Source organism: Pseudomonas brassicacearum subsp. neoaurantiaca (assembly GCF_013608025.1).
Lineage (GTDB): Bacteria > Pseudomonadota > Gammaproteobacteria > Pseudomonadales > Pseudomonadaceae > Aquipseudomonas.
Genome location: NZ_VDLV01000010.1, coordinates 223,707 through 243,473 on the forward strand (window position 1 = coordinate 223,707; position 19,767 = coordinate 243,473).

At 59.2% G+C, this 19,767-nt stretch carries 17 protein-coding genes and 3 tRNA genes; 18 read left to right on the plus strand and 2 right to left on the minus strand.

The genetic code is table 11. The features are described 5' to 3' along the window. The first annotated feature begins 1 nt into the window (after position 1). The 14 genes from folP (at position 2) to FHK92_RS07775 (ending at position 12,778) form a co-directional block, all read left to right on the plus strand. Positions 2–853: a dihydropteroate synthase gene (gene folP / locus FHK92_RS07710; RefSeq protein WP_181287545.1), complete on the plus strand. Its 852-nt coding sequence runs from the start codon at positions 2–4 to the stop codon at positions 851–853. A gap of 16 nt (positions 854–869) precedes the next feature. Beyond that, the gene (gene glmM, locus FHK92_RS07715; protein ID WP_181287546.1) at positions 870–2,207 is read left to right on the plus strand and encodes a phosphoglucosamine mutase; all 1,338 of its coding nucleotides are present in this window, start codon (positions 870–872) and stop codon (positions 2,205–2,207) included. A gap of 66 nt (positions 2,208–2,273) precedes the next feature. Continuing rightward, positions 2,274–3,029 carry a triose-phosphate isomerase gene (gene tpiA / locus FHK92_RS07720; protein WP_181287547.1) on the plus strand — a complete coding sequence of 252 codons (756 nt, stop codon included), beginning with the start codon at positions 2,274–2,276 and terminating at the stop codon, positions 3,027–3,029. Between the two features lie 4 nt (positions 3,030–3,033). Further along, entirely contained in the window at positions 3,034–3,417 is a 384-nt protein-coding gene (secG, locus tag FHK92_RS07725; protein WP_181287548.1) for a preprotein translocase subunit SecG, read from the plus strand. Positions 3,418–3,438: 21 nt separating this feature from the next. Next, positions 3,439–3,524: transfer RNA gene (locus FHK92_RS07730), tRNA-Leu, on the plus strand. A 98-nt stretch (positions 3,525–3,622) separates the two neighbouring features. Further along, a tRNA-Met gene (locus FHK92_RS07735) sits at positions 3,623–3,699 on the plus strand. Positions 3,700–3,835: 136 nt separating this feature from the next. Next, positions 3,836–4,294 (plus strand): ribosome maturation factor RimP, encoded by a 459-nt coding sequence (rimP, locus tag FHK92_RS07740; RefSeq protein ID WP_181287549.1) that lies wholly within the window; start codon positions 3,836–3,838, stop codon positions 4,292–4,294. Between the two features lie 59 nt (positions 4,295–4,353). Next, positions 4,354–5,835: a transcription termination factor NusA gene (nusA, locus tag FHK92_RS07745; RefSeq protein ID WP_181287550.1), complete on the plus strand. Its 1,482-nt coding sequence runs from the start codon at positions 4,354–4,356 to the stop codon at positions 5,833–5,835. 27 nt (positions 5,836–5,862) lie between these two features. Beyond that, positions 5,863–8,382: a translation initiation factor IF-2 gene (gene infB / locus FHK92_RS07750; RefSeq protein ID WP_181287551.1), complete on the plus strand. Its 2,520-nt coding sequence runs from the start codon at positions 5,863–5,865 to the stop codon at positions 8,380–8,382. Positions 8,383–8,541: 159 nt separating this feature from the next. Continuing rightward, positions 8,542–8,943: a 30S ribosome-binding factor RbfA gene (gene rbfA, locus FHK92_RS07755; protein WP_181287552.1), complete on the plus strand. Its 402-nt coding sequence runs from the start codon at positions 8,542–8,544 to the stop codon at positions 8,941–8,943. A 3-nt stretch (positions 8,944–8,946) separates the two neighbouring features. Then, positions 8,947–9,864 carry a tRNA pseudouridine(55) synthase TruB gene (gene truB / locus FHK92_RS07760; protein ID WP_181287553.1) on the plus strand — a complete coding sequence of 306 codons (918 nt, stop codon included), beginning with the start codon at positions 8,947–8,949 and terminating at the stop codon, positions 9,862–9,864. A gap of 143 nt (positions 9,865–10,007) precedes the next feature. Then, positions 10,008–10,277, plus strand: coding sequence for a 30S ribosomal protein S15 (gene rpsO, locus FHK92_RS07765; protein ID WP_011332409.1), 270 nt, complete (start codon positions 10,008–10,010; stop codon positions 10,275–10,277). Between the two features lie 194 nt (positions 10,278–10,471). Then, on the plus strand, positions 10,472–12,577 hold the full coding sequence (pnp, locus tag FHK92_RS07770) for a polyribonucleotide nucleotidyltransferase (protein WP_030139794.1): 2,106 nt from the start codon (positions 10,472–10,474) through the stop codon (positions 12,575–12,577). A 125-nt stretch (positions 12,578–12,702) separates the two neighbouring features. Further along, a tRNA-Thr gene (locus FHK92_RS07775) sits at positions 12,703–12,778 on the plus strand. A gap of 9 nt (positions 12,779–12,787) precedes the next feature. On the opposite strand, the gene FHK92_RS07780 is transcribed toward FHK92_RS07775, so the two are convergent. After that, positions 12,788–13,336 carry a hypothetical protein gene (locus FHK92_RS07780; protein ID WP_181287701.1) on the minus strand — a complete coding sequence of 183 codons (549 nt, stop codon included), beginning with the start codon at positions 13,334–13,336 and terminating at the stop codon, positions 12,788–12,790. Positions 13,337–13,639: 303 nt separating this feature from the next. On the opposite strand from FHK92_RS07780, the gene FHK92_RS07785 reads away from it, so the two are divergent. Continuing rightward, positions 13,640–13,945 carry a DUF6388 family protein gene (locus FHK92_RS07785; RefSeq protein ID WP_181287554.1) on the plus strand — a complete coding sequence of 102 codons (306 nt, stop codon included), beginning with the start codon at positions 13,640–13,642 and terminating at the stop codon, positions 13,943–13,945. 38 nt (positions 13,946–13,983) lie between these two features. Here FHK92_RS07785 and nadC read toward each other — a convergent pair whose 3' ends face one another. After that, positions 13,984–14,832: a carboxylating nicotinate-nucleotide diphosphorylase gene (nadC, locus tag FHK92_RS07790; protein WP_181287555.1), complete on the minus strand. Its 849-nt coding sequence runs from the start codon at positions 14,830–14,832 to the stop codon at positions 13,984–13,986. Between the two features lie 233 nt (positions 14,833–15,065). On the opposite strand from nadC, the gene FHK92_RS07795 reads away from it, so the two are divergent. The 3 genes from FHK92_RS07795 to ampE all read left to right on the plus strand — a co-directional run bounded on the left by FHK92_RS07795 (position 15,066) and on the right by ampE (position 18,734). Continuing rightward, entirely contained in the window at positions 15,066–17,276 is a 2,211-nt protein-coding gene (locus tag FHK92_RS07795) for a DUF1631 domain-containing protein (protein WP_181287556.1), read from the plus strand. Positions 17,277–17,340: 64 nt separating this feature from the next. Further along, positions 17,341–17,901: a 1,6-anhydro-N-acetylmuramyl-L-alanine amidase AmpD gene (ampD, locus tag FHK92_RS07800; protein WP_181287557.1), complete on the plus strand. Its 561-nt coding sequence runs from the start codon at positions 17,341–17,343 to the stop codon at positions 17,899–17,901. Next, complete coding sequence (ampE, locus tag FHK92_RS07805; RefSeq protein ID WP_181287558.1) at positions 17,898–18,734, plus strand: regulatory signaling modulator protein AmpE; 837 nt, start codon at positions 17,898–17,900, stop codon at positions 18,732–18,734. The genes ampD and ampE overlap by 4 nt, the downstream gene beginning before the upstream one ends. Positions 18,735–19,767: the final 1,033 nt, after the last annotated feature.

Sequence of the window (19,767 nt, forward strand, 5' to 3'; positions counted from 1 at the left end):
AATGACTTCTGCTCAGTCCTCGACCCGGTTGCCATGCGGCAGCCGGGTTCTTGATTTATCCCATGCGCATGTCATGGGCATTCTCAATGTCACCCCCGATTCCTTTTCCGACGGCGGCCGATTCAGTCAGCTTGACGCGGCGCTGCGACATGCCGAGGCCATGGCGGCGGCAGGTGCGACGCTGATCGACGTTGGTGGTGAGTCGACGCGCCCAGGTGCACGGCCGGTTTCGCCGACCGAAGAACTGGAGCGGGTGGCGCCCATTGTCGAGCGCATCCATCGCGAGCTTGATGTCATCATTTCGGTGGATACATCCACGCCTGCGGTCATGCGCGAAGCGGCGCGACTGGGGGCGGGACTGATCAACGATGTTCGCTCTTTACAGCGTGACGGCGCGCTGGACGCCGCGGCCTCCACGGGATTGCCGGTTTGCCTGATGCATATGCTTGGCGAGCCCGGCACGATGCAGAACGATCCGTACTATCAGGACGTGACAGGGGAGGTGCGTGATTTCCTGATGGACCGAATGAACGAATGCGCCGCCGTGGGCATTCCTGCCGAGCGGATCATTCTTGATCCGGGGTTCGGTTTTGCCAAGACATTGGCGCACAATCTCAGCCTGTTCAAGCATATGGAAGCCCTGCATGCCCTGGGCCGTCCCTTATTGGTTGGCGTCTCGCGAAAGAGCATGATCGGAAATGCCTTGGGGCGTCCGGTGGGCGAGCGTTTGTATGGTGGTCTCGCGCTCGCGGCATTGGCTATTACGAAAGGTGCGCGCATATTGCGGGTACACGATGTAGTCGAAACGATGGACGTCGTGCGGATGATCGCAGCAGTGGATTCAGCCGAATAAGAATGATGGAGCACTTATGAGCAAGAAATATTTTGGCACCGACGGTATTCGTGGTCGGGTCGGTGAATATCCTATTACCCCCGATTTCATGCTCAAGCTCGGCTGGGCTGCGGGCATGGCGTTCCGAAAAATGGGCGCCTGCAAAGTGCTGGTTGGCAAGGACACGCGGATCTCTGGCTATATGTTTGAATCGGCGCTTGAAGCAGGGCTGACGTCGGCGGGCGCCGACGTCATGTTGCTGGGGCCGATGCCTACGCCTGCTATCGCCTACCTGACGCGAACCTTCCAGGCGCAAGCCGGTATCGTGATCAGCGCCTCGCATAATCCCCATGATGACAACGGTATCAAGTTTTTTTCCGGCAAGGGCACGAAACTGCCGGATGAAATCGAGTTGATGATCGAAGAGCTGCTGGATGCACCGATGACGGTGGTTGAGTCGAGCAAGATCGGTAAAGTGTCGCGGATCAACGATGCGTCGGGTCGCTACATCGAGTTCTGCAAAGGCAGTGTTCCGACGGGTACCAGCTTTTCCGGCCTCAAGATCGTCGTCGACTGCGCCCATGGTGCAACCTATAAGGTCGCCCCTAGCGTTTTTCGTGAGTTGGGCGCCGAGGTGGTGGTGCTGTCCGCCCAGCCTAACGGGCTGAACATCAACCATAACTGCGGCTCGACGCACACCGAGGCGTTGCAGGCAGCGGTGCTGGCTGAGCAGGCTGATCTGGGGATCGCCTTTGATGGCGACGGTGACCGAGTCCTGATGGTTGATCACACGGGTACTGTGGTCGATGGTGACGAGTTGCTGTTCATCATCGCTCGCGACTTGCACGGTCGTGGCAAGCTGCAGGGCGGCGTCGTTGGGACGTTGATGAGCAATCTCGGTCTTGAGCTGGCCCTGGCGGACCTGGACATACCTTTTGTGCGAGCCAATGTGGGTGACCGTTATGTCATCTCGGAGCTGCTGGAGCGCAACTGGGTGATTGGTGGCGAAAATTCGGGGCATATCGTCTGTTTCGACCACACCACTACCGGTGATGCGATCATCGCGGCGCTGCAGGTACTGATGGCGCTCAAGGCGCACAATGAAAGTCTGGCGCAATCACGCCAGGCGTTGCGCAAATGTCCGCAGGTTCTGATCAATGTGCGTTTCGGTGGTGGTGCGAGTCCGCTCGAACACGCGATGGTCAAGCAGGCCAGTGATCGCGTAACCCAGGCAATGGCGGGGCGTGGACGGGTGCTGCTGCGCAAGTCGGGTACCGAGCCTTTGGTGCGTGTGATGGTCGAAGGCGAGGATGAAGCACAGGTCCGCGGTTACGCCGAAGAGCTGGCGAAACTTGTAACTGAAGTTTCTGCCTGAATTCGGCTTGCCAGTGATGAATCGGTTGGGTAACATCTGCGCCCACTTTGACCGACGAGGTACAGCATGCGTCGCCCTATGGTAGCTGGTAACTGGAAGATGCACGGTACCCGCGCCAGCGTCGCTGAGCTGATCAAGGGCCTTCGTAATCTGGCCTTGCCAAGCGGTGTTGATGTCGCGGTATTCCCGCCTTGCTTGTATATCAACCAAGTGGTTGATGGCTTGAAGGGTAAGTCGATTTCGGTCGGTGCGCAGAACTCTGCGGTGGAATCCATGCAAGGTGCGTTGACCGGTGAGATTGCACCGAGTCAATTGGTGGATGCAGGGTGTGCCCTGGTCCTGATCGGACATTCCGAGCGTCGCCAGATCATGGGCGAGCAGGACAAAATGCTGATCCGCAAATTTGCTGCGGCCCAGGCTTGTGGTCTGATTCCGGTGCTGTGCGTAGGGGAGACCCTCGAGCAGCGTGAGGCCGGCAAGACGCTTGAAGTTGTCGGGCGTCAGCTGGGCAGCATCATCGAAGACTTGGGTGTCGGTGCTTTTGCAAAGGCAGTCATTGCCTACGAGCCGGTCTGGGCCATTGGCACTGGGCTGACGGCTTCGCCGCAACAAGCGCAGGATGTGCATGCAGCCATTCGCGCGCAGTTGGCGGCAGAGAATTCTGAAGTGGCACGAGGTGTGCGGCTTCTATACGGCGGCAGCGTGAAGGCGGCCAATGCGGCCGAACTGTTCGGCATGCCGGATATCGATGGGGGGCTCATTGGTGGGGCTTCCCTGAATGCAGATGAGTTCGGTGCGATATGTCGCGCCGCGGGAAACTGAAAAAATGCTGGAAACAGTCGTAGTCGTTTTTCATCTGCTGGGCGCGCTGGGTGTAGTCGCTCTCGTATTGCTGCAGCAGGGTAAAGGTGCGGATGCTGGTGCGTCTTTTGGTGCAGGTGCTTCAAATACTGTATTCGGAAGCCAAGGTTCCTCTACCTTTCTTAGTAAGTTTACTGCTATACTCGCCGCCGGTTTCTTCATAACCAGCTTAGGGTTAGGTTACTTTGCTAAAGAGAAGGCTCACGAGCTGACTCAAGTAGGATTGCCAAACCCAGCGGTGTTGGAAGCGCCAAAGCAACAACCGGCTTCTGATGATGTCCCGGTGCTTCAAGAGCAAAAGTCGGCCAATTCGGCGACTGACGTACCTCCAGCTCAAGAGCAGAAGTAAGAAGGTTTCAAACGTTGTATTGCCGAGGTGGTGGAATTGGTAGACACGCAACCTTGAGGTGGTTGTGCCCATAGGGTGTAGGGGTTCGAGTCCCCTTCTCGGTACCAATTATCAGGAGAGCCCGCTATTGCGGGCTTTCTTGTAGGTGGAAGGGTTACATTGACCCTATAAGGGATCGGTCGTATACTTCCGCCCCCAGCTTTGTCGCGGGATGGAGCAGCCTGGTAGCTCGTCGGGCTCATAACCCGAAGGTCGTCGGTTCAAATCCGGCTCCCGCAACCAGTTTCAGGGCCCCTTCCAAGGGGCTTTTTGTTAGCTGGACACTTTATAACGCCGCTGTTCAACGGCGTTTCAAGGATGGGCGTTTCGCCCATTTTTTATTTTGCAAAGCATGCACTACATGCACGAGGGGGTTCAGGTGTCGAGCAAGCTAGAAGAGTTGCAGGCCTTGTTGGCCCCGGTGGTCGTGGCCCTAGGCTATGAATGCTGGGGTATTGAGTTTTCGGCTCAAGGTCGCCACTCAATGTTGCGCGTTTATATTGATAAAGAAGGCGGAGTGCTGGTGGACGATTGCGCCATTGTCAGCCGTCAGATCAGTGGTGTGCTGGATGTTGAAGATCCAATCACCTCCGAATACACCCTTGAAGTTTCCTCGCCTGGCATGGAACGCCCTCTGTTCACTCTTGAGCAGTTTGCTTCGTTTGCCGGTGAACAAGTGAAGATCAGGCTGCGCTCGCCTTTCGAAGGTCGACGCAACTTCCAAGGCCTTCTACGCGGTGTAGAAGAGCAGGACGTCGTGGTGCAAGTAGACGAGCACGAGTTCCTGTTGCCGATCGACATGATCGACAAGGCCAACATTATTCCCAGTTTTGACTGATACGTGCCAGATACTGCGGATCCCGCGGATCCAATGGCTTGCGAAAGGCGAGGCGTACGATGAGCAAAGAAGTACTGCTGGTTGTTGAGTCGGTATCCAATGAAAAGGGCGTACCGGCTAACGTTATTTTTGAAGCGCTGGAGCTGGCCCTGGCCACTGCTACCAAGAAGCGGTTTGAAGACGAAGTTGATTTGCGTGTGGAAATCAATCGCCACACCGGTTCCTACGAGACTTTCCGTCGCTGGACGGTTGTCGAGGAAGCCGACCTGGACGATCCGGCTATCGAAACCTGGCCGAGCAAGGTTGCGGAAACGCACCCGGGCGCCAAGGTCGGTGATGTCGTCGAAGAAAAAATCGAATCCATTGAGTTCGGTCGCATCGCTGCACAGACTGCCAAGCAGGTCATTGTGCAGAAAGTTCGCGAAGCCGAGCGCGCGCAAGTCGTCGACGCTTATCGCGAGCGCCTTGGGGAAATCATCTCCGGCACCGTGAAAAAAGTCACCCGCGACAACGTGATCGTCGACCTGGGCAACAACGCCGAAGCGTTGCTGGCTCGCGAAGACATCATTTCTCGCGAAACTTTCCGGGTTGGCGTGCGTCTGCGTGCGCTGCTTAAGGAAATCCGCACCGAGAACCGGGGCCCGCAGTTGATCCTGTCGCGTACCGCGCCGGAAATGCTGATCGAGTTGTTCCGCATCGAAGTGCCGGAAATTGCTGAAGGCCTGATCGAAGTGATGGCCGCTTCCCGTGATCCGGGTTCGCGCGCCAAGATCGCGGTCCGCTCCAAGGACAAGCGTATCGACCCGCAAGGTGCCTGCATCGGCATGCGCGGTTCGCGTGTCCAGGCCGTATCCGGCGAGTTGGGCGGCGAGCGTGTGGACATCGTCCTGTGGGACGACAACCCGGCTCAGTTCGTGATCAATGCCATGTCGCCTGCTGAAGTGGCGGCAATTATCGTCGACGAAGATGCCCATGCCATGGACATCGCCGTTGGCGCAGACAATCTTGCTCAGGCCATCGGTCGCGGTGGTCAGAACGTGCGTCTGGCCAGCCAATTGACTGGCTGGACCCTGAACGTGATGACCGAATCGGACATCCAGGCTAAGCAGCAAGCTGAAACCGGCGACATCCTGCGCAACTTCATCGAAGAGCTTGAAGTCGATGAAGAACTGGCGCAGGTGCTGGTGGATGAAGGCTTTACCAGCCTGGAAGAGATTGCCTACGTACCGGTGGAGGAAATGCTCAACATCGACGGCTTTGACGAGGAAATCGTCAACGAGCTTCGCGCTCGGGCCAAGGATCGCTTGTTGACCAAAGCCATCGCTACTGAGGAAAAGCTGGCAGACGCCCATCCGGCCGAAGACCTGCTCTCGCTTGAGGGCATGGACAAGGATTTGGCGATGGAACTGGCGGTGCGCGGCGTAATTACCCGCGAAGACCTGGCCGAGCAGTCTATTGACGATCTGCTCGACATCGACGGCATTGACGATGATCGTGCCGGCAAGTTGATCATGGCCGCCCGAGCCCACTGGTTCGAGTAATTAGGCGCGGCCTGAGGAGAGAAGTGCATGACGCAAGTCACGGTGAAACAACTGGCCGATGAGGTCAAAACACCGGTAGAGCGCCTGTTGCAGCAGATGCGTGAGGCAGGTCTGCCGCACACCGCCGCCGAGGAACATGTGACCGACAGTGAGAAGCAGTCCCTGCTGACTCACTTGAAGAGCAGTCACAAGGCGAAAGTGGAAGAACCGCGCAAGATCACTCTGCAGCGTAAAACCACCAGCACCCTGCGTGTTGCCGGTAGCAAAAGCATCAGCGTTGAAGTACGCAAGAAGAAAGTCTTCGTACAACGCAGCCCGGAAGAAATCGAAGCCGAGCGCAAGCGCGAACTGGAAGAACGTCGCGCAGTAGAAAATGCAGCTCGTCAGAAGGCTGAAGAAGAAGCCAAGCGTCGCGCTGAAGAAGAAGCGCGTCGCCAGCCTGCTGCTGCGCAACCTGCTCCAGCCGAAGCCGTCGAGGCTGTTGCCCCGGTTGCCGAGCCTGTTCGCGAAGCGGCTCCGGTCGCCGCGCCAGCGCCGGCTCCAGCCGATACTCGCAAGCGCGACGAACAACGTCGTCCGGACAAGCCGCGTGCCGACGACAACCGTCGTGGCGGTGGCGATGGCGAGCGTAAAAACGCTCCTCATCGTGCTTCGGTCAAGGAAAAGGCGCCAGCACCACGCGTTGCGCCTCGTACTACCGACGAAGAAAGCGATGGTTTCCGTCGTGGCGGTCGCGGCAAGGCCAAGCTGAAGAAACGCAACGCCCACGGTTTCCAGAGCCCTACCGGCCCTGTGGTGCGCGAAGTGAAGATCGGCGAGACCATCACTGTGGGCGACCTCGCCCAGCAGATGTCGGTCAAGGCTGCTGAGATCATCAAGTTCATGTTCAAGCTGGGCACCCCGGCCACCATCAACCAGGTTCTGGACCAGGAAACTGCCCAGCTGGTCGCTGAAGAACTGGGCCACAAAGTGACCCTGGTCAGCGATACCGCCCTGGAAGATTCCCTGGCCGAGTCGCTGAAGTTCGAAGGCGAGGCGGTTTCCCGTGCTCCGGTCGTGACCGTCATGGGCCACGTCGACCACGGTAAAACGTCCCTGCTCGACTATATTCGTCGTGCCAAGGTTGCGGCTGGCGAAGCTGGCGGCATTACCCAGCACATCGGCGCCTACCACGTTGAAACCGACCGCGGCATGGTGACGTTCCTCGACACCCCGGGTCACGCCGCGTTTACCGCGATGCGTGCCCGTGGTGCCAAGGCAACCGACATCGTGATCCTGGTGGTTGCAGCGGACGACGGCGTGATGCCGCAAACCATCGAAGCCGTCCAGCATGCCAAGGCAGCTGGCGTGCCGCTGGTGGTCGCGGTGAACAAGATCGACAAGCCGGGCGCTGATCTCGATCGCATCCGTAGCGAACTGTCGGTTCACGGCGTGACCTCCGAAGAGTGGGGTGGCGACACTCCATTCGTCCCGGTTTCCGCGAAGATGGGTACCGGCGTCGACGAATTGCTCGAAGCTGTCCTGTTGCAGGCCGAGGTTCTGGAATTGACCGCTACGCCTTCGGCTCCTGGCCGTGGTGTGGTCGTTGAATCGCGTCTCGACAAGGGCCGCGGCCCAGTGGCGACCGTGCTGGTTCAAGACGGTACCCTGCGCCAAGGCGACATGGTGCTGGTCGGCTCGAACTATGGCCGCGTGCGCGCCATGCTCGACGAGAACGGCAAGCCAATCAAGGAAGCCGGTCCGGCTATCCCGGTCGAGATCCTCGGCCTGGACGGTACTCCGGACGCTGGCGACGAAATGAGCGTTGTGGCTGACGAGAAGAAAGCCCGTGAAGTCGCGCTGTTCCGTCAAGGCAAGTTCCGCGAGGTCAAGCTGGCCCGTGCTCACGCCGGCAAGCTGGAAAACATCTTCGAGAACATGGGCCAGGAAGAGAAGAAGACGCTCAACATCGTCCTCAAATCCGACGTTCGTGGTTCGCTGGAAGCTTTGCAGGGCGCTCTGAACGGCCTGGGTAACGACGAAGTGCAAGTGCGCGTGGTCGGTGGTGGTGTCGGTGGTATCACCGAATCCGACGCCAACCTGGCATTGGCCTCCAACGCTGTACTGTTCGGCTTCAACGTGCGTGCCGATGCTGGCGCTCGCAAGATCGTCGAGCAGGAAGGCCTGGATATGCGTTACTACAACGTGATCTACGACATCATCGAAGACGTGAAGAAAGCGTTGACCGGTATGTTGGGCAGCGACGTGCGGGAGAACATCCTGGGCGTGGCCGAAGTTCGCGACGTGTTCCGTTCGCCGAAGTTCGGTGCCATTGCCGGTTGCATGGTGATCGAAGGTGTCGTTCACCGTAACCGTCCGATCCGTGTACTGCGTGAAGACATCGTGATCTTCGAAGGCGAGCTGGAATCCCTGCGTCGCTTCAAGGATGACGCTTCCGAAGTACGTGCCGGCATGGAATGCGGTATTGGCGTCAAGAGCTACAACGACGTCAAGGTCGGCGACAAGATCGAAGTCTTCGAGAAGGTCCAGGTTGCTCGCAGCCTCTGACTCGCGTACTTCAAGAGCCGCATCGGGCAGCCGCATGAACATGCGCTGCCGCGCAGGCGGACTCTAAACGCAACGCCCGGTCTGGCTTTTGCCAGGCCGGGCGTTTGCCGCTTTCAGACCTCGCGGGTTTCACCGTGGGGCAGTAACAGGTAACAAGACATGGCAAAAGAATACAGCCGTACCCAACGAATCGGCGATCAGATGCAGCGCGAGCTGGCCCAGCTGATCCGTCGCGAAGTCAAGGACCCGCGCGTTGGCCTGGTCACCATTACCGCAGTGGAAGTCAGCCGTGACGTCGGTCATGCGAAGATTTTCATCACCGTGATGGGGCAGGACAGCGCCGAAGAAATCGCCCAGAGCATCAAGGTGCTCAATTCGGCCGCCGGCTTCCTGCGTATGCAGTTGGCCCGCGAGATGAAGCTGCGCAGCGTTCCACAGTTGCACTTCCATTACGACGAAAGCGTCGTGCGTGGCGCGCATCTGTCGGCACTGATCGAGCGCGCCGTGGCTGAAGACAGCCAGCACCCGGCGGCCGCTGAACCCGAAGACACCAAGGAGTAATCGGTGGCTCAGGTCAAACGTATCCGTCGTAACGTCAGCGGCATCATCCTGCTCGACAAGCCGCTGGGGTTCACTTCCAACGCGGCATTGCAGAAGGTTCGCTGGCTGCTCAATGCCGAAAAGGCCGGGCACACCGGAAGTCTCGATCCGCTGGCTACGGGCGTGTTGCCGCTGTGCTTCGGCGAGGCGACCAAGTTTTCCCAGTACCTGCTCGATTCCGACAAGGGCTATGAGACCCTGGCGCAGTTGGGCAAGACCACCACCACGGCGGACGCCGAAGGTGAGGTTTTGCTGGAGCGCCCGGTGACCGTTGGTCAGGCGGATGTCGAGGCGGTCTTGCCGAAATTTCGCGGACAAATCAGTCAGATACCACCGATGTACTCCGCTTTGAAGCGCGATGGGCAGCCGTTGTACAAACTGGCCCGTGCAGGCGAAGTAGTGGAGCGTGAACCGCGTTCTGTTACTATTGCGCGCTTGGAATTGCTGGCCTTTGACGGTAATACTGCGCGGCTGGCAGTGGATTGCAGCAAAGGCACCTATATCCGCACTCTGGTGGAGGATATTGGCGAGCAGCTCGGTTGTGGCGCGTACGTGGCAGAATTGCGACGGACCCAGGCCGGACCTTTCACGTTGGCCCAGACGGTCACGCTGGAAGAGCTCGAAGCGGTGCATGCCGAAGGCGGCAACGAAGCGGTCGACCGCTTCCTGATGCCATCGGACAGCGGCTTGCTGGACTGGCCGCTGTTGCAGTTCTCGGAACACAGTGCGTTCTACTGGCTCAACGGCCAGCCGGTGCGTGCCCCGGATGCGCCGAAGTTCGGCATGGTTCGGGTACAGGATCACAATGGTCGCTTCATCGGTATCGGTGAAGTGGGCGAAGACGGGCGCATTGCGCCGCGTCGACTGATTCGGTCGGAATGACCGGAACCAACCTGTGTAACAGCAGGTTGGCGAGTGTGGCTGTTAACAGGCACGGTCACTACTCATTTATAGATACAGGGACTTGTCCCTGGCCTGTTGAAGCTGTTTCCTCGGAACAGTTTCCTGACTAAAAGGATTGCCTCATGGCTCTCGACGTTCAAGAAAAAGCTCAAATCGTAGCTGACTACCAGCAAGCTGTTGGTGACACTGGTTCGCCAGAAGTGCAAGTTGCACTGCTGACCGCCAACATCAACAAACTGCAAGGTCACTTCAAGGCCAACGGTAAGGATCACCACTCCCGTCGTGGTCTGATCCGCATGGTAAACCAGCGTCGTAAGCTGCTGGACTACCTGAAAGGCAAGGACGTGAGCCGTTACAGCGCTCTGATCGCTCGCCTGGGTCTGCGTCGCTAATCAGCGATTGCGCTAGAGGTTGGTGGTCTGTCGTGCGTCAGAGGGTTTCCCGCTGGCGCATGGCAGGCTCCCAGCCTCAAGTTTTATCTGGATACACGTTTTACCCTGGACAAACGTCGGGCCGATTCCCGCCATTGCCCAAGAATTTCGCAAGAAGACAAGTTCCCCAAGAGCCACAAAGAAGGTAGGACACCGTGAACCCGGTAATCAAAAAATTCCAGTTCGGTCAGTCGACCGTTACCCTCGAGACTGGCCGTATCGCCCGTCAGGCCTCCGGCGCAGTGCTGGTCACCGTTGACGACGACGTCAGCGTATTGGTGACCGTTGTCGGTGCCAAGCAAGCTGATCCAGGCAAGGGCTTTTTCCCTCTGTCCGTCCACTACCAGGAAAAGACTTACGCTGCCGGTAAGATCCCTGGCGGTTTCTTCAAGCGCGAAGGCCGTCCTTCCGAGAAAGAAACCCTGACTTCCCGACTGATCGACCGTCCGATCCGTCCGCTGTTCCCAGAAGGCTTCATGAACGAAGTGCAGGTTGTCTGCACCGTCGTGTCCACCAGCAAGAAGACTGATCCGGACATCGCTGCGATGATCGGTACCTCGGCTGCCCTGGCCATTTCCGGCATTCCTTTCGATGGCCCGATCGGCGCTGCCCGCGTCGCGTTCCACGAAAGCACCGGCTACCTGCTGAACCCGACCTACGAGCAACTGAAGGCTTCCAGCCTGGACATGGTTGTGGCCGGTACTTCCGAAGCCGTGCTGATGGTTGAATCCGAAGCCAAAGAGCTGACCGAAGACCAGATGCTGGGCGCCGTGCTGTTCGCCCACGACGAGTTCCAGGTGGTGATCAACGCCGTCAAGGAACTGGCCGCCGAAGCCGCCAAGCCAACCTGGACCTGGGCTCCACAGCCAGAAGCCACCGAGCTGCTGGGCGCGATCCGTGCCGAGTTCGGCGACGCGATCTCCCAAGCCTATACCATCACCATCAAGGCCGACCGTTATGCGCGCCTGGGTGAGCTGAAAGACCAGGTCGTTGCCAAGTTCTCCGGCGAAGAAGGCCAGCCATCGGCCAGCGACGTCAAGGCTGCTTTCGGTGAAATCGAATACCGCACCGTTCGCGAAAACATCGTCAACGGCAAGCCGCGTATCGACGGTCGCGACACTCGCACCGTACGTCCGCTGAACATCGAAGTCGGCGTCCTGCCAAAGACCCACGGTTCGGCACTGTTCACCCGTGGCGAGACCCAGGCCCTGGTCGTTGCAACACTGGGCACCGCCCGTGACGCGCAACTGCTCGACACCCTGGAAGGCGAAAAGAAAGACCCGTTCATGCTGCACTACAACTTCCCTCCGTTCTCGGTGGGCGAGTGTGGTCGCATGGGTGGCGCGGGTCGTCGCGAAATCGGTCACGGCCGTCTGGCCCGTCGTTCGGTCCAGGCCATGCTGCCTGCCGCTGACGTGTTCCCGTACACCATTCGCGTGGTATCGGAAATCACCGAATCCAACGGTTCGAGCTCGATGGCTTCGGTCTGCGGCGCTTCCCTGGCCCTGATGGACGCTGGTGTACCGATGAAGGCGCCAGTTGCCGGTATCGCCATGGGTCTGGTCAAAGAAGGCGAGAAGTTCGCCGTCCTGACCGACATCCTGGGTGACGAAGACCACCTGGGCGACATGGACTTCAAAGTGGCCGGTACCGCCAAGGGCGTCACCGCACTGCAGATGGACATCAAGATCAAGGGCATCACCGAAGAGATCATGGAAATCGCCCTGGGCCAAGCCCTGGAAGCGCGCCTGAACATCCTCGGCCAGATGAACCAGATCATCGGTCAGTCCCGTACCGAGCTGTCGGAAAACGCTCCGACCATGATCGCGATGAAAATCGACACCGACAAGATCCGTGATGTCATCGGTAAAGGCGGCGCGACCATCCGTGCGATCTGCGAAGAAACCAAGGCCTCGATCGACATCGAAGACGACGGTTCGATCAAGATCTTCGGCGAAACCAAGGAAGCGGCAGAAGCAGCACGCCAGCGCGTCCTGGGCATCACCGCGGAAGCCGAGATCGGCAAGATCTATGTCGGCAAGGTTGAGCGCATCGTCGACTTCGGCGCGTTCGTCAACATCCTGCCGGGCAAGGACGGTCTGGTTCACATCTCCATGCTGAGCGATGCTCGCGTCGAGAAAGTGACCGACATCCTGAAAGAAGGCCAGGAAGTGGAAGTGCTGGTACTGGACGTGGACAACCGCGGCCGTATCAAGCTGTCCATCAAGGACGTCGCGGCAGCCAAGGCATCGGGCGTTTAATCACCCCCTCGCTTAGCCGCTGAACAAGCAAACGCCCCGACTGGTTCGGGGCGTTTTGCTGTGTGGCGAAAATCACTGCCAGGCAGGTTGCCTGGCTACAGGGGACGGTGCTAGTTTTAGCCACCGCCCGTGTAGCTCAGTCGGTAGAGCAGCGCACTCGTAACGCGAAGGTCGCAGGTTCGATTCCTGTCTCGGGCACCATCCCCCTCGTTATTTCACCTTCCTGCTCAGTTCCTCGACCGTGCGTTTAAGCTGGCTCATCTCGCTGTCCTGATCACTGAGCTCTCGTTTCAGTGACGAAATCTCGCTGTTGCTTGAACTCGAACTGGAGCCGCTGTTGCGCTTGAGTTCTTCCACCTGCTTGCCGAGATCCTTCAGATCGCTTTCCTGTTCCTTGATGGTGCGCTTGAGCTCGTCGATCTCCCGGCTGCTGGAGGTGGAGCTGGATCCACTGTTGCGCTTGAGTTCTTCGATTTGTCGAGCCTGTTCGCTGAGCGTGCGCTTCTGGTTTTCCAGTTCGGCGGTGTTGTCCTTCACGGTTTTTGGCAGGTCTTCCAGCGCGCTGGCGTTGATGTGGGTCTTGACCAGTACGTACTTGTCAGATTGGTCATAACGAAGGGCAGGGATGACGTCGGAGAAGGACAGCCCATCGGAGGAGACTTCAACAGCAGCTTGGACAGCACCGGCCAAAGTCAGGCTGCCGAGCAGCAAGGTCGCGGTAGCAAGTTGAGTCGACGAACGTTTCGAAAAGCTGCGCATCACTGGGGTTCCTTGTGAAGTGCCGATATGGCACATAGCTATGACTGGTTGTTTTGACAGATGTTCCAAGGCCTACCGAGCTTCTTCTGCATGGCTTTTTTTGTGGGATAGATGTAAAGAGCCGTGTAAATAGTTGGCAAAACGTCCTATATTCGGTGCCTGCATGAGCATCGCCCAGCAGTTTTCAGATGATCCACGAATGGTTCTGAAGGCCAGGCAAACCGGGCTTCCAACGGCTTCCTGCGTCAGAGAGATCCTTGATGATCCAGATCCATCTTCCATTCCCAGATCAGCGAGAACGCCATGACCGTTAAAGAATTGAGTCAAGAAGCCAGAAACGAAGAAGCCCTGGAAAAGTACTTGAAAGAAACGCCGCAGCTGCGGGATGAGATCAAGGACCTGTCCGCCGACGATCAGAGAGACCAGATCAAATGGGCATTCGAAGACGAGGCCGAAGCCCAGGGGCTGCAACCTTGGGAGTTGACCCTCAAATACACCAGCACACCTGAAGAATTCGAGGCGCAGCGCCTTGCATTGCACAAGGAGGCGGCTGAGGTGTTGGGTGTGGAATGGGATGAATACTGCGAGATGAACAATCTGTTGGTCTGAAGAAAACGCCAGCCTTTCCAGGCTGGCGTTTTTCGTTGTCAGAGGCTCAAGCGCATAGACAGGTCGATGGCCTTCACATCCTTGGTCATCGCACCGATGGAAATGTAGTCCACGCCAGTCTCGGCAATCGGGCGCAACGTGTTTTCGTTGATGCCACCGCTAGCCTCCAGTTTTGCCTTGCCGCCGTTCAGGCGCACCGCTTCGCGCATGTCGTCCAGGCTCAGTTCGTCGAGCATGATGATGTCGGCGCCGGCCGCCAGCGCTTCTTTCAATTCCGCCAGGCTTTCCACTTCGACTTCCACCGGTTTGCCCGGTGCGATCTGGTGGGCGGCGTTGATGGCCTGGGCAATCCCACCGCAAGCGGCAATGTGGTTTTCCTTGATCAGGAACGCGTCGTACAGGCCGATGCGGTGGTTATGGCAGCCGCCGCAGGTGACCGCGTATTTCTGTGCCAGGCGCAGCCCCGGAAGGGTCTTGCGGGTGTCCAGCAGCTTGACCTGGGTGTCAGCGACGAAGTCCGCCAGGTAGCGAGCCCGGGTGGCGACGCCGGAAAGCAACTGCAGGAAATTCAGCGCGCTGCGCTCGCCCGTCAGCAGTGAGCGGGCCGGGCCTTCGAGATGGAACAGCGCCTGGTCAGGGGCCGCCCGGTCACCGTCACGTACTTGCCAATGCACCGCAACACGCGGGTCCAGTTGCCGGAATACCGCGTCCACCCAGGCCGTCCCACTGATGACGGCGGCTTCACGGGTGATGATGGTGGCCTTCGCCAGGCGTTCGGCGGGGATCAATTGCGCGGTGATGTCGCCGCTGCCGATGTCTTCCAGCAACGCACGGCGCACGTTGGCTTCGATTTCGGCGGTCAGGTCGGCGAGACGTAGATTCGGCATAACGGGCTCCACAAACAAAGTGGCCGGATTATATCCGCTTGGGGCTTGTTGGCTTGCATTTGGTCGCGTCCTCGCAACATTTACCAAAATTGCCGGTCTTTTATTGCGATCTCTTTGAGCCTGTTCACAGAGTCCTCTGGTGCGACGGGCTGTTTTTACCTGATAATCCGCCTTTCGATTGACGTCATGACTTTGACGGCGCGAACCGAAGAATGCCCTTTCAGGAGGCCAGGATGCACAACGACGGGAATGTAGTGCCTTTGCACAAGGTGCCTACCGATCAGGCGAATCGTTCGCCGCTCGCCCGCCTGCCTGTGATTCTGCTTCAGGTTCGCGACAAGGCGGCGCAGCAGTTGCGCGTTGGTTTGCAGGGGCTGTTCGATAACGCCGATGACACGCTGTTCGAAATGGCCGATCGGGCGCGCAATGATGTCGAGCAGAACCTTTATTTCGAAGCCATGCGTGACCTGCGCCTCAAACGAAAAAGTATCGAACGGGAATTTCTCGAACAGTTTTTCGAGGCGTTTGTCAGCCTGGCCCAGTATGACCTTACCCAGGCGACCCTCGCGCCCGTACTGGGTGCCATACCGACCCAGCCGAACCATGACGAGCTGGAGCGCCGGCTGGCGGTAGAAACCATGGTGGCCCGGGTGCTCAGCCGCGATGGCGTGTCGCTCGATCAACTCACGGCGCGGCTCAGCGTGTTGCTGGACCGGCCATTGGCGAACCAGCAGAACCCGTTGAGCCCGGCATTGCTGTGCGAGCATTTTCTCCAGGCCGGACGCAATCTGGGCGTGGGCATCAAGGTCAAGCTGATCCTGCTCAAGCTTTTCGAGCGTTATGTACTCAGCGAATGCGATCAGTTCTACGCCGAAGCCAATCAACTGCTGGCCGCCACGGGTATCCTGTCGGACTTGAAGGCTGCTCCGTCACGCCGGGCGTCGGATCGCGCCGAAGAAGCCCCTCGGCCCAGGGGCGAGGGCGCCGTCCGGCCACGGTCGGAGGACGTCGATGACAGCGTGCACGAAGTGTTCGCCGCGTTGCAGAAGCTGTTGGTCCAGGTGCGAGGCAGCGTCGCGCCGACCCTGGAACCGAGCACGCCGGCCCAGCCGATCTCGACACGCGACTTGCTTCGCTTGCTGTCTCATTTGCAGCAATACGTGCCGGCGCCTGCGGTCCAGGACGATTTCGACCTGCGTAGCCAACTCGAACAATTGTTGACCCGTGTCAGCGTCAAGAGCGGCAGGTCCCGTGTCGTCGATGGTGCCGATGAAGATGTGATCAACCTCATCGCAATGATGTTCGAATTCATTCTCGACGACCATAACCTGCCGGACGTCCTCAAGGCCCTGATTGGGCGCCTGCAGATTCCCATGCTCAAGGTCGCAGTGCAGGACAAAAGCTTTTTCAGTCGCGGCAATCATCCGGCCCGCCGGCTGCTCAACGAAATCGCCGCCGCAGCGATGGGCTGGGGCGACTGTGATGATCACCAGCGCGACAGCCTCTACCAGCGCATCGAGCAGGTGGTGCAACGCTTGCTGAACGACTATGTCGACGATCCGGCCATATTTTCCGAAGTGCTGGCCGATTTCCTGGCGTTTACCAGCGATGAACGCCGTCGCAGCGAGTTGCTCGAACAACGCATCAGGGACGCCGAAGAAGGACGGGCCAAGGCTGAACTGGCACGCCAGCGGGTCGAAGGGGCGCTGAACCAGGTCATGCTGGGCAAGCTCCTGCCCCAGGCGGTGGTGGATTTCGTGCAACAGGCCTGGAGCCAGGTGTTGTTGCTGACGGGGTTCAAGCATGGCGAGCAGTCTGCCGAATGGCAGGCCGACGTATTGACCCTCAGACAACTTGTCTGGAGCGTCCAGCACCACGAAGAGCCGGATGCGGGCCTGCGCTTGTTGGCGATGGTGCCGGAATTGCTCAAGGCCTTGCGCGAAGGGCTGAGTCGTTCGGCGTTCGATCCGTTCGCCACCAGCGAGTTTTTCAGCGAGCTGGAAGTGCTTCATGTCCAGGCCCTGCAAAGGCTGGGACAGGTAACGGAGCAGACCGAACCCACCGATTTGCCGGTCATGGTCGAGGTGGCGGAGCCCATCGTCTTGCGCACGGCGCCGAAGACGCCTGCAGAAGAACCGACCGTGCGCCTGCCCGCCGATGACGTGGGCCTGCTTCAGGTCGATCAATTGCGCCTGGGAAGTTGGGTCGAGTTCCAGGAAGACGAAGACAACAGCCTTCGCTGCAAGCTGGCCGCAATCATCCAGGCTACCGGCAAGTACGTCTTCGTCAATCGCACCGGCCTCAAGGTCCTGGAGCACAGCCGCACCAGCCTGGCCCTGGAGTTCCGCCGGGGAGCGGCGCGGTTGCTGGACGATACCTTGCTGTTCGACCGGGCGCTCGAGTCGGTGCTGGGCAACCTGCGCCAACTCAATCGCGGCAAGTGATCGCGCAGCCCGGCCCGATCGCGGCATACTGACGGGAATCTCCGTCGTCATCGAAGGAACCTGTATGCAGCTGGACTCCGCGAGCGGTTGGTGCGATGGCGTGTGTCATTGCCCATCGCCCAATTTCAATGCGCGCCCCGAGGGCGAAATCTCCCTGCTGGTCATCCACAACATCAGCTTGCCGCCGGCACAGTTCGCTACCGGCAAAGTGCAAGAGTTTTTCCAGAATCGCCTGGATGTCACGGAACATCCCTACTTTGCCGGTATTGCCGACCTGCGCGTTTCTGCGCATTTCCTGATTGAACGTGACGGCGCCGTGACCCAGTTTGTCTCTTGTCTGGATCGTGCATGGCACGCGGGAGTTTCTTGCTTCGAGGGGCGGGAGACCTGTAATGACTTTTCCGTGGGCATCGAGCTGGAGGGTACCGATGATCTTCCTTTCACCGATGCGCAATATTCCTCCCTCGTGGAACTGACCCGGCAGTTGCAGACGGCGTTCCCGGCGATCACGGTGCCGCGCATCTGCGGGCACAGCGACATCGCCCCGGGGCGCAAGACCGATCCGGGGCCGGCATTCGACTGGGCACGCTATCGCGCGGCCCTGACAGAAGGGGAAGGACAATGAGTTTTCTGGTGTTGCTGCTGGCGGTCTGGATCGAGAAGTTCTCGGCCTTGCGCCAGCGGGTCCAGCGTGACGGTGGCTGGCTGGGCGAGCTGAACAAGCTTGAGGCGAGTCCGCGCTGGGTCAACCGGCCTTGGCTGGTGTTGGTGACGATGGTCCTGCTGCCGGTAGCGGCGTTGGCGTTGCTGCTTTGGGTGCTGGATCCGGTGGCCTATGGTTTGCTGGCGCTGCCGGTGCACCTGTTGGCGGTGATCTATAGCCTGGGCCGCGGGGATCTACTGGCTGCTCTCGGGCCGTTCCGCGATGCGTGGCGGCGAGAAGACTTGCAAGCGGCGGCTCACGTGGCCAAGCGCGACTTGAATATCGACGCCGACGGCGGCCAACAATTGCTGGAGCGCGTACAGAGGCACTTGCTATGGCAGGCCTACCAGAGCTTTTTCGCGGTGATCTTCTGGTACTTCCTGCTGGGCCCTGTGGCTGCCCTGAGTTATCGGTTGCTGGCGCTGGCCGCCGAACACAGCCAGAACCCTGGCGTGGCGGAGCGTGCTGCGCAGCTGCGTCATGCCTTCGACTGGGTGCCCGTGCGGTTGCTGGCGGCGAGCTTCGCTCTGGTGGGCAACTTCGTGGCGGTCAGCCGAGTCATGCTGCATGAGCTGCTGAATTGGAACATCAGTGCCGCGGACCTCATCGACAAAGTTGGCCTGGTGGCCGGCGAGATTCCCACGCCCGTCGCCGGGCTGGACGGTATCAACAGCCTGGATCGGCTCTGGGAATTGCTACTGCGCGCGGCGTTGCTCTGGTATGCCGGGTTTGCGTTGTGGACGGTGTTGGGCTGAGGGCTTGCTCCCGCTCGGTCCTGTAGGAGCTGGCGAAGCCTGCGATCTTTTGATCTTTCGCTTGAGATTCAAGTGTTTTTGGAAAGATCGCAGCCTCGTTGCACTCGACAGCTCCTACACAGCTCCTACACCGTTAACCTTAAGTTACAAATCTCCCCGCCGTTTTAGGCTATACAGAGGCAGCGCCCGCATAGTGGCTTTCTGCTGCCTTCGCGTGCCGGTCTCATAACAATAAAAAACTACCGGGAGGCTTCCTTGTGAAGAGTGTGCTCTGGCCCGCCGTCGCCCTGATGAACCGCCTGAGCTTCGGCATGAAGTTCAGCCTGATCAGCGTTCTGTTCCTGCTGCCGATGCTGGTGACCAACTTCTTTCTGGTGCGCGATGCCTACCGGGAATTCCAGGGCACCCAAGTGGAGCTGCAAAGCCTTGACCTGCTGGGCAGCAGCCTGACGCTGCGGCGGGACCTGGAGACGTTGAACAACCTCGTGCAGATCAACGCCAGCTTGGGTCAATCCGGCAAGGCCGGCGACGTGGAAGCGAAGATCACCGCGCTTGAGCAAAAGGTGCTCGCGCGATTGCAAGGCATGACGGCCATGGCCATCGAGCCCGAGCACGTCAGAGCCTTCGATGCCAAGCGCGGCGAAATGATCGTCGCCTTCAAGGCCCAACAGGCCGAAAATTCCCTGCAAAGCAAAAGCGCCTTGATTGGCAGCCTGCTCAACAATGCGCAGATATTCGGCCAGATCATCGCCAGCCAGGCGGGCCTGAGCCGTGATAACCAGGGCGACATCCGTCAGCTCAGCGACCTTGTCATTGGCGTGACACCCGAAATCACCCAGACCTTGGGCGACGGTCGTGCGCTGGGCGCTTCGTCGCTGGGGCTGGGGTTCCTCAATTCCGCGTCGAGTACCCGGTTCGACGAGTTGCTGGTGCAGATCGAAAAACTCCAGGGCGAATATGATCTGAAACTGCAGGATGCCCTGGGTTCGAGCAAGGCGGCCGGGCAAGCCCTCGCCAGCCAGGCCGCAGGCAG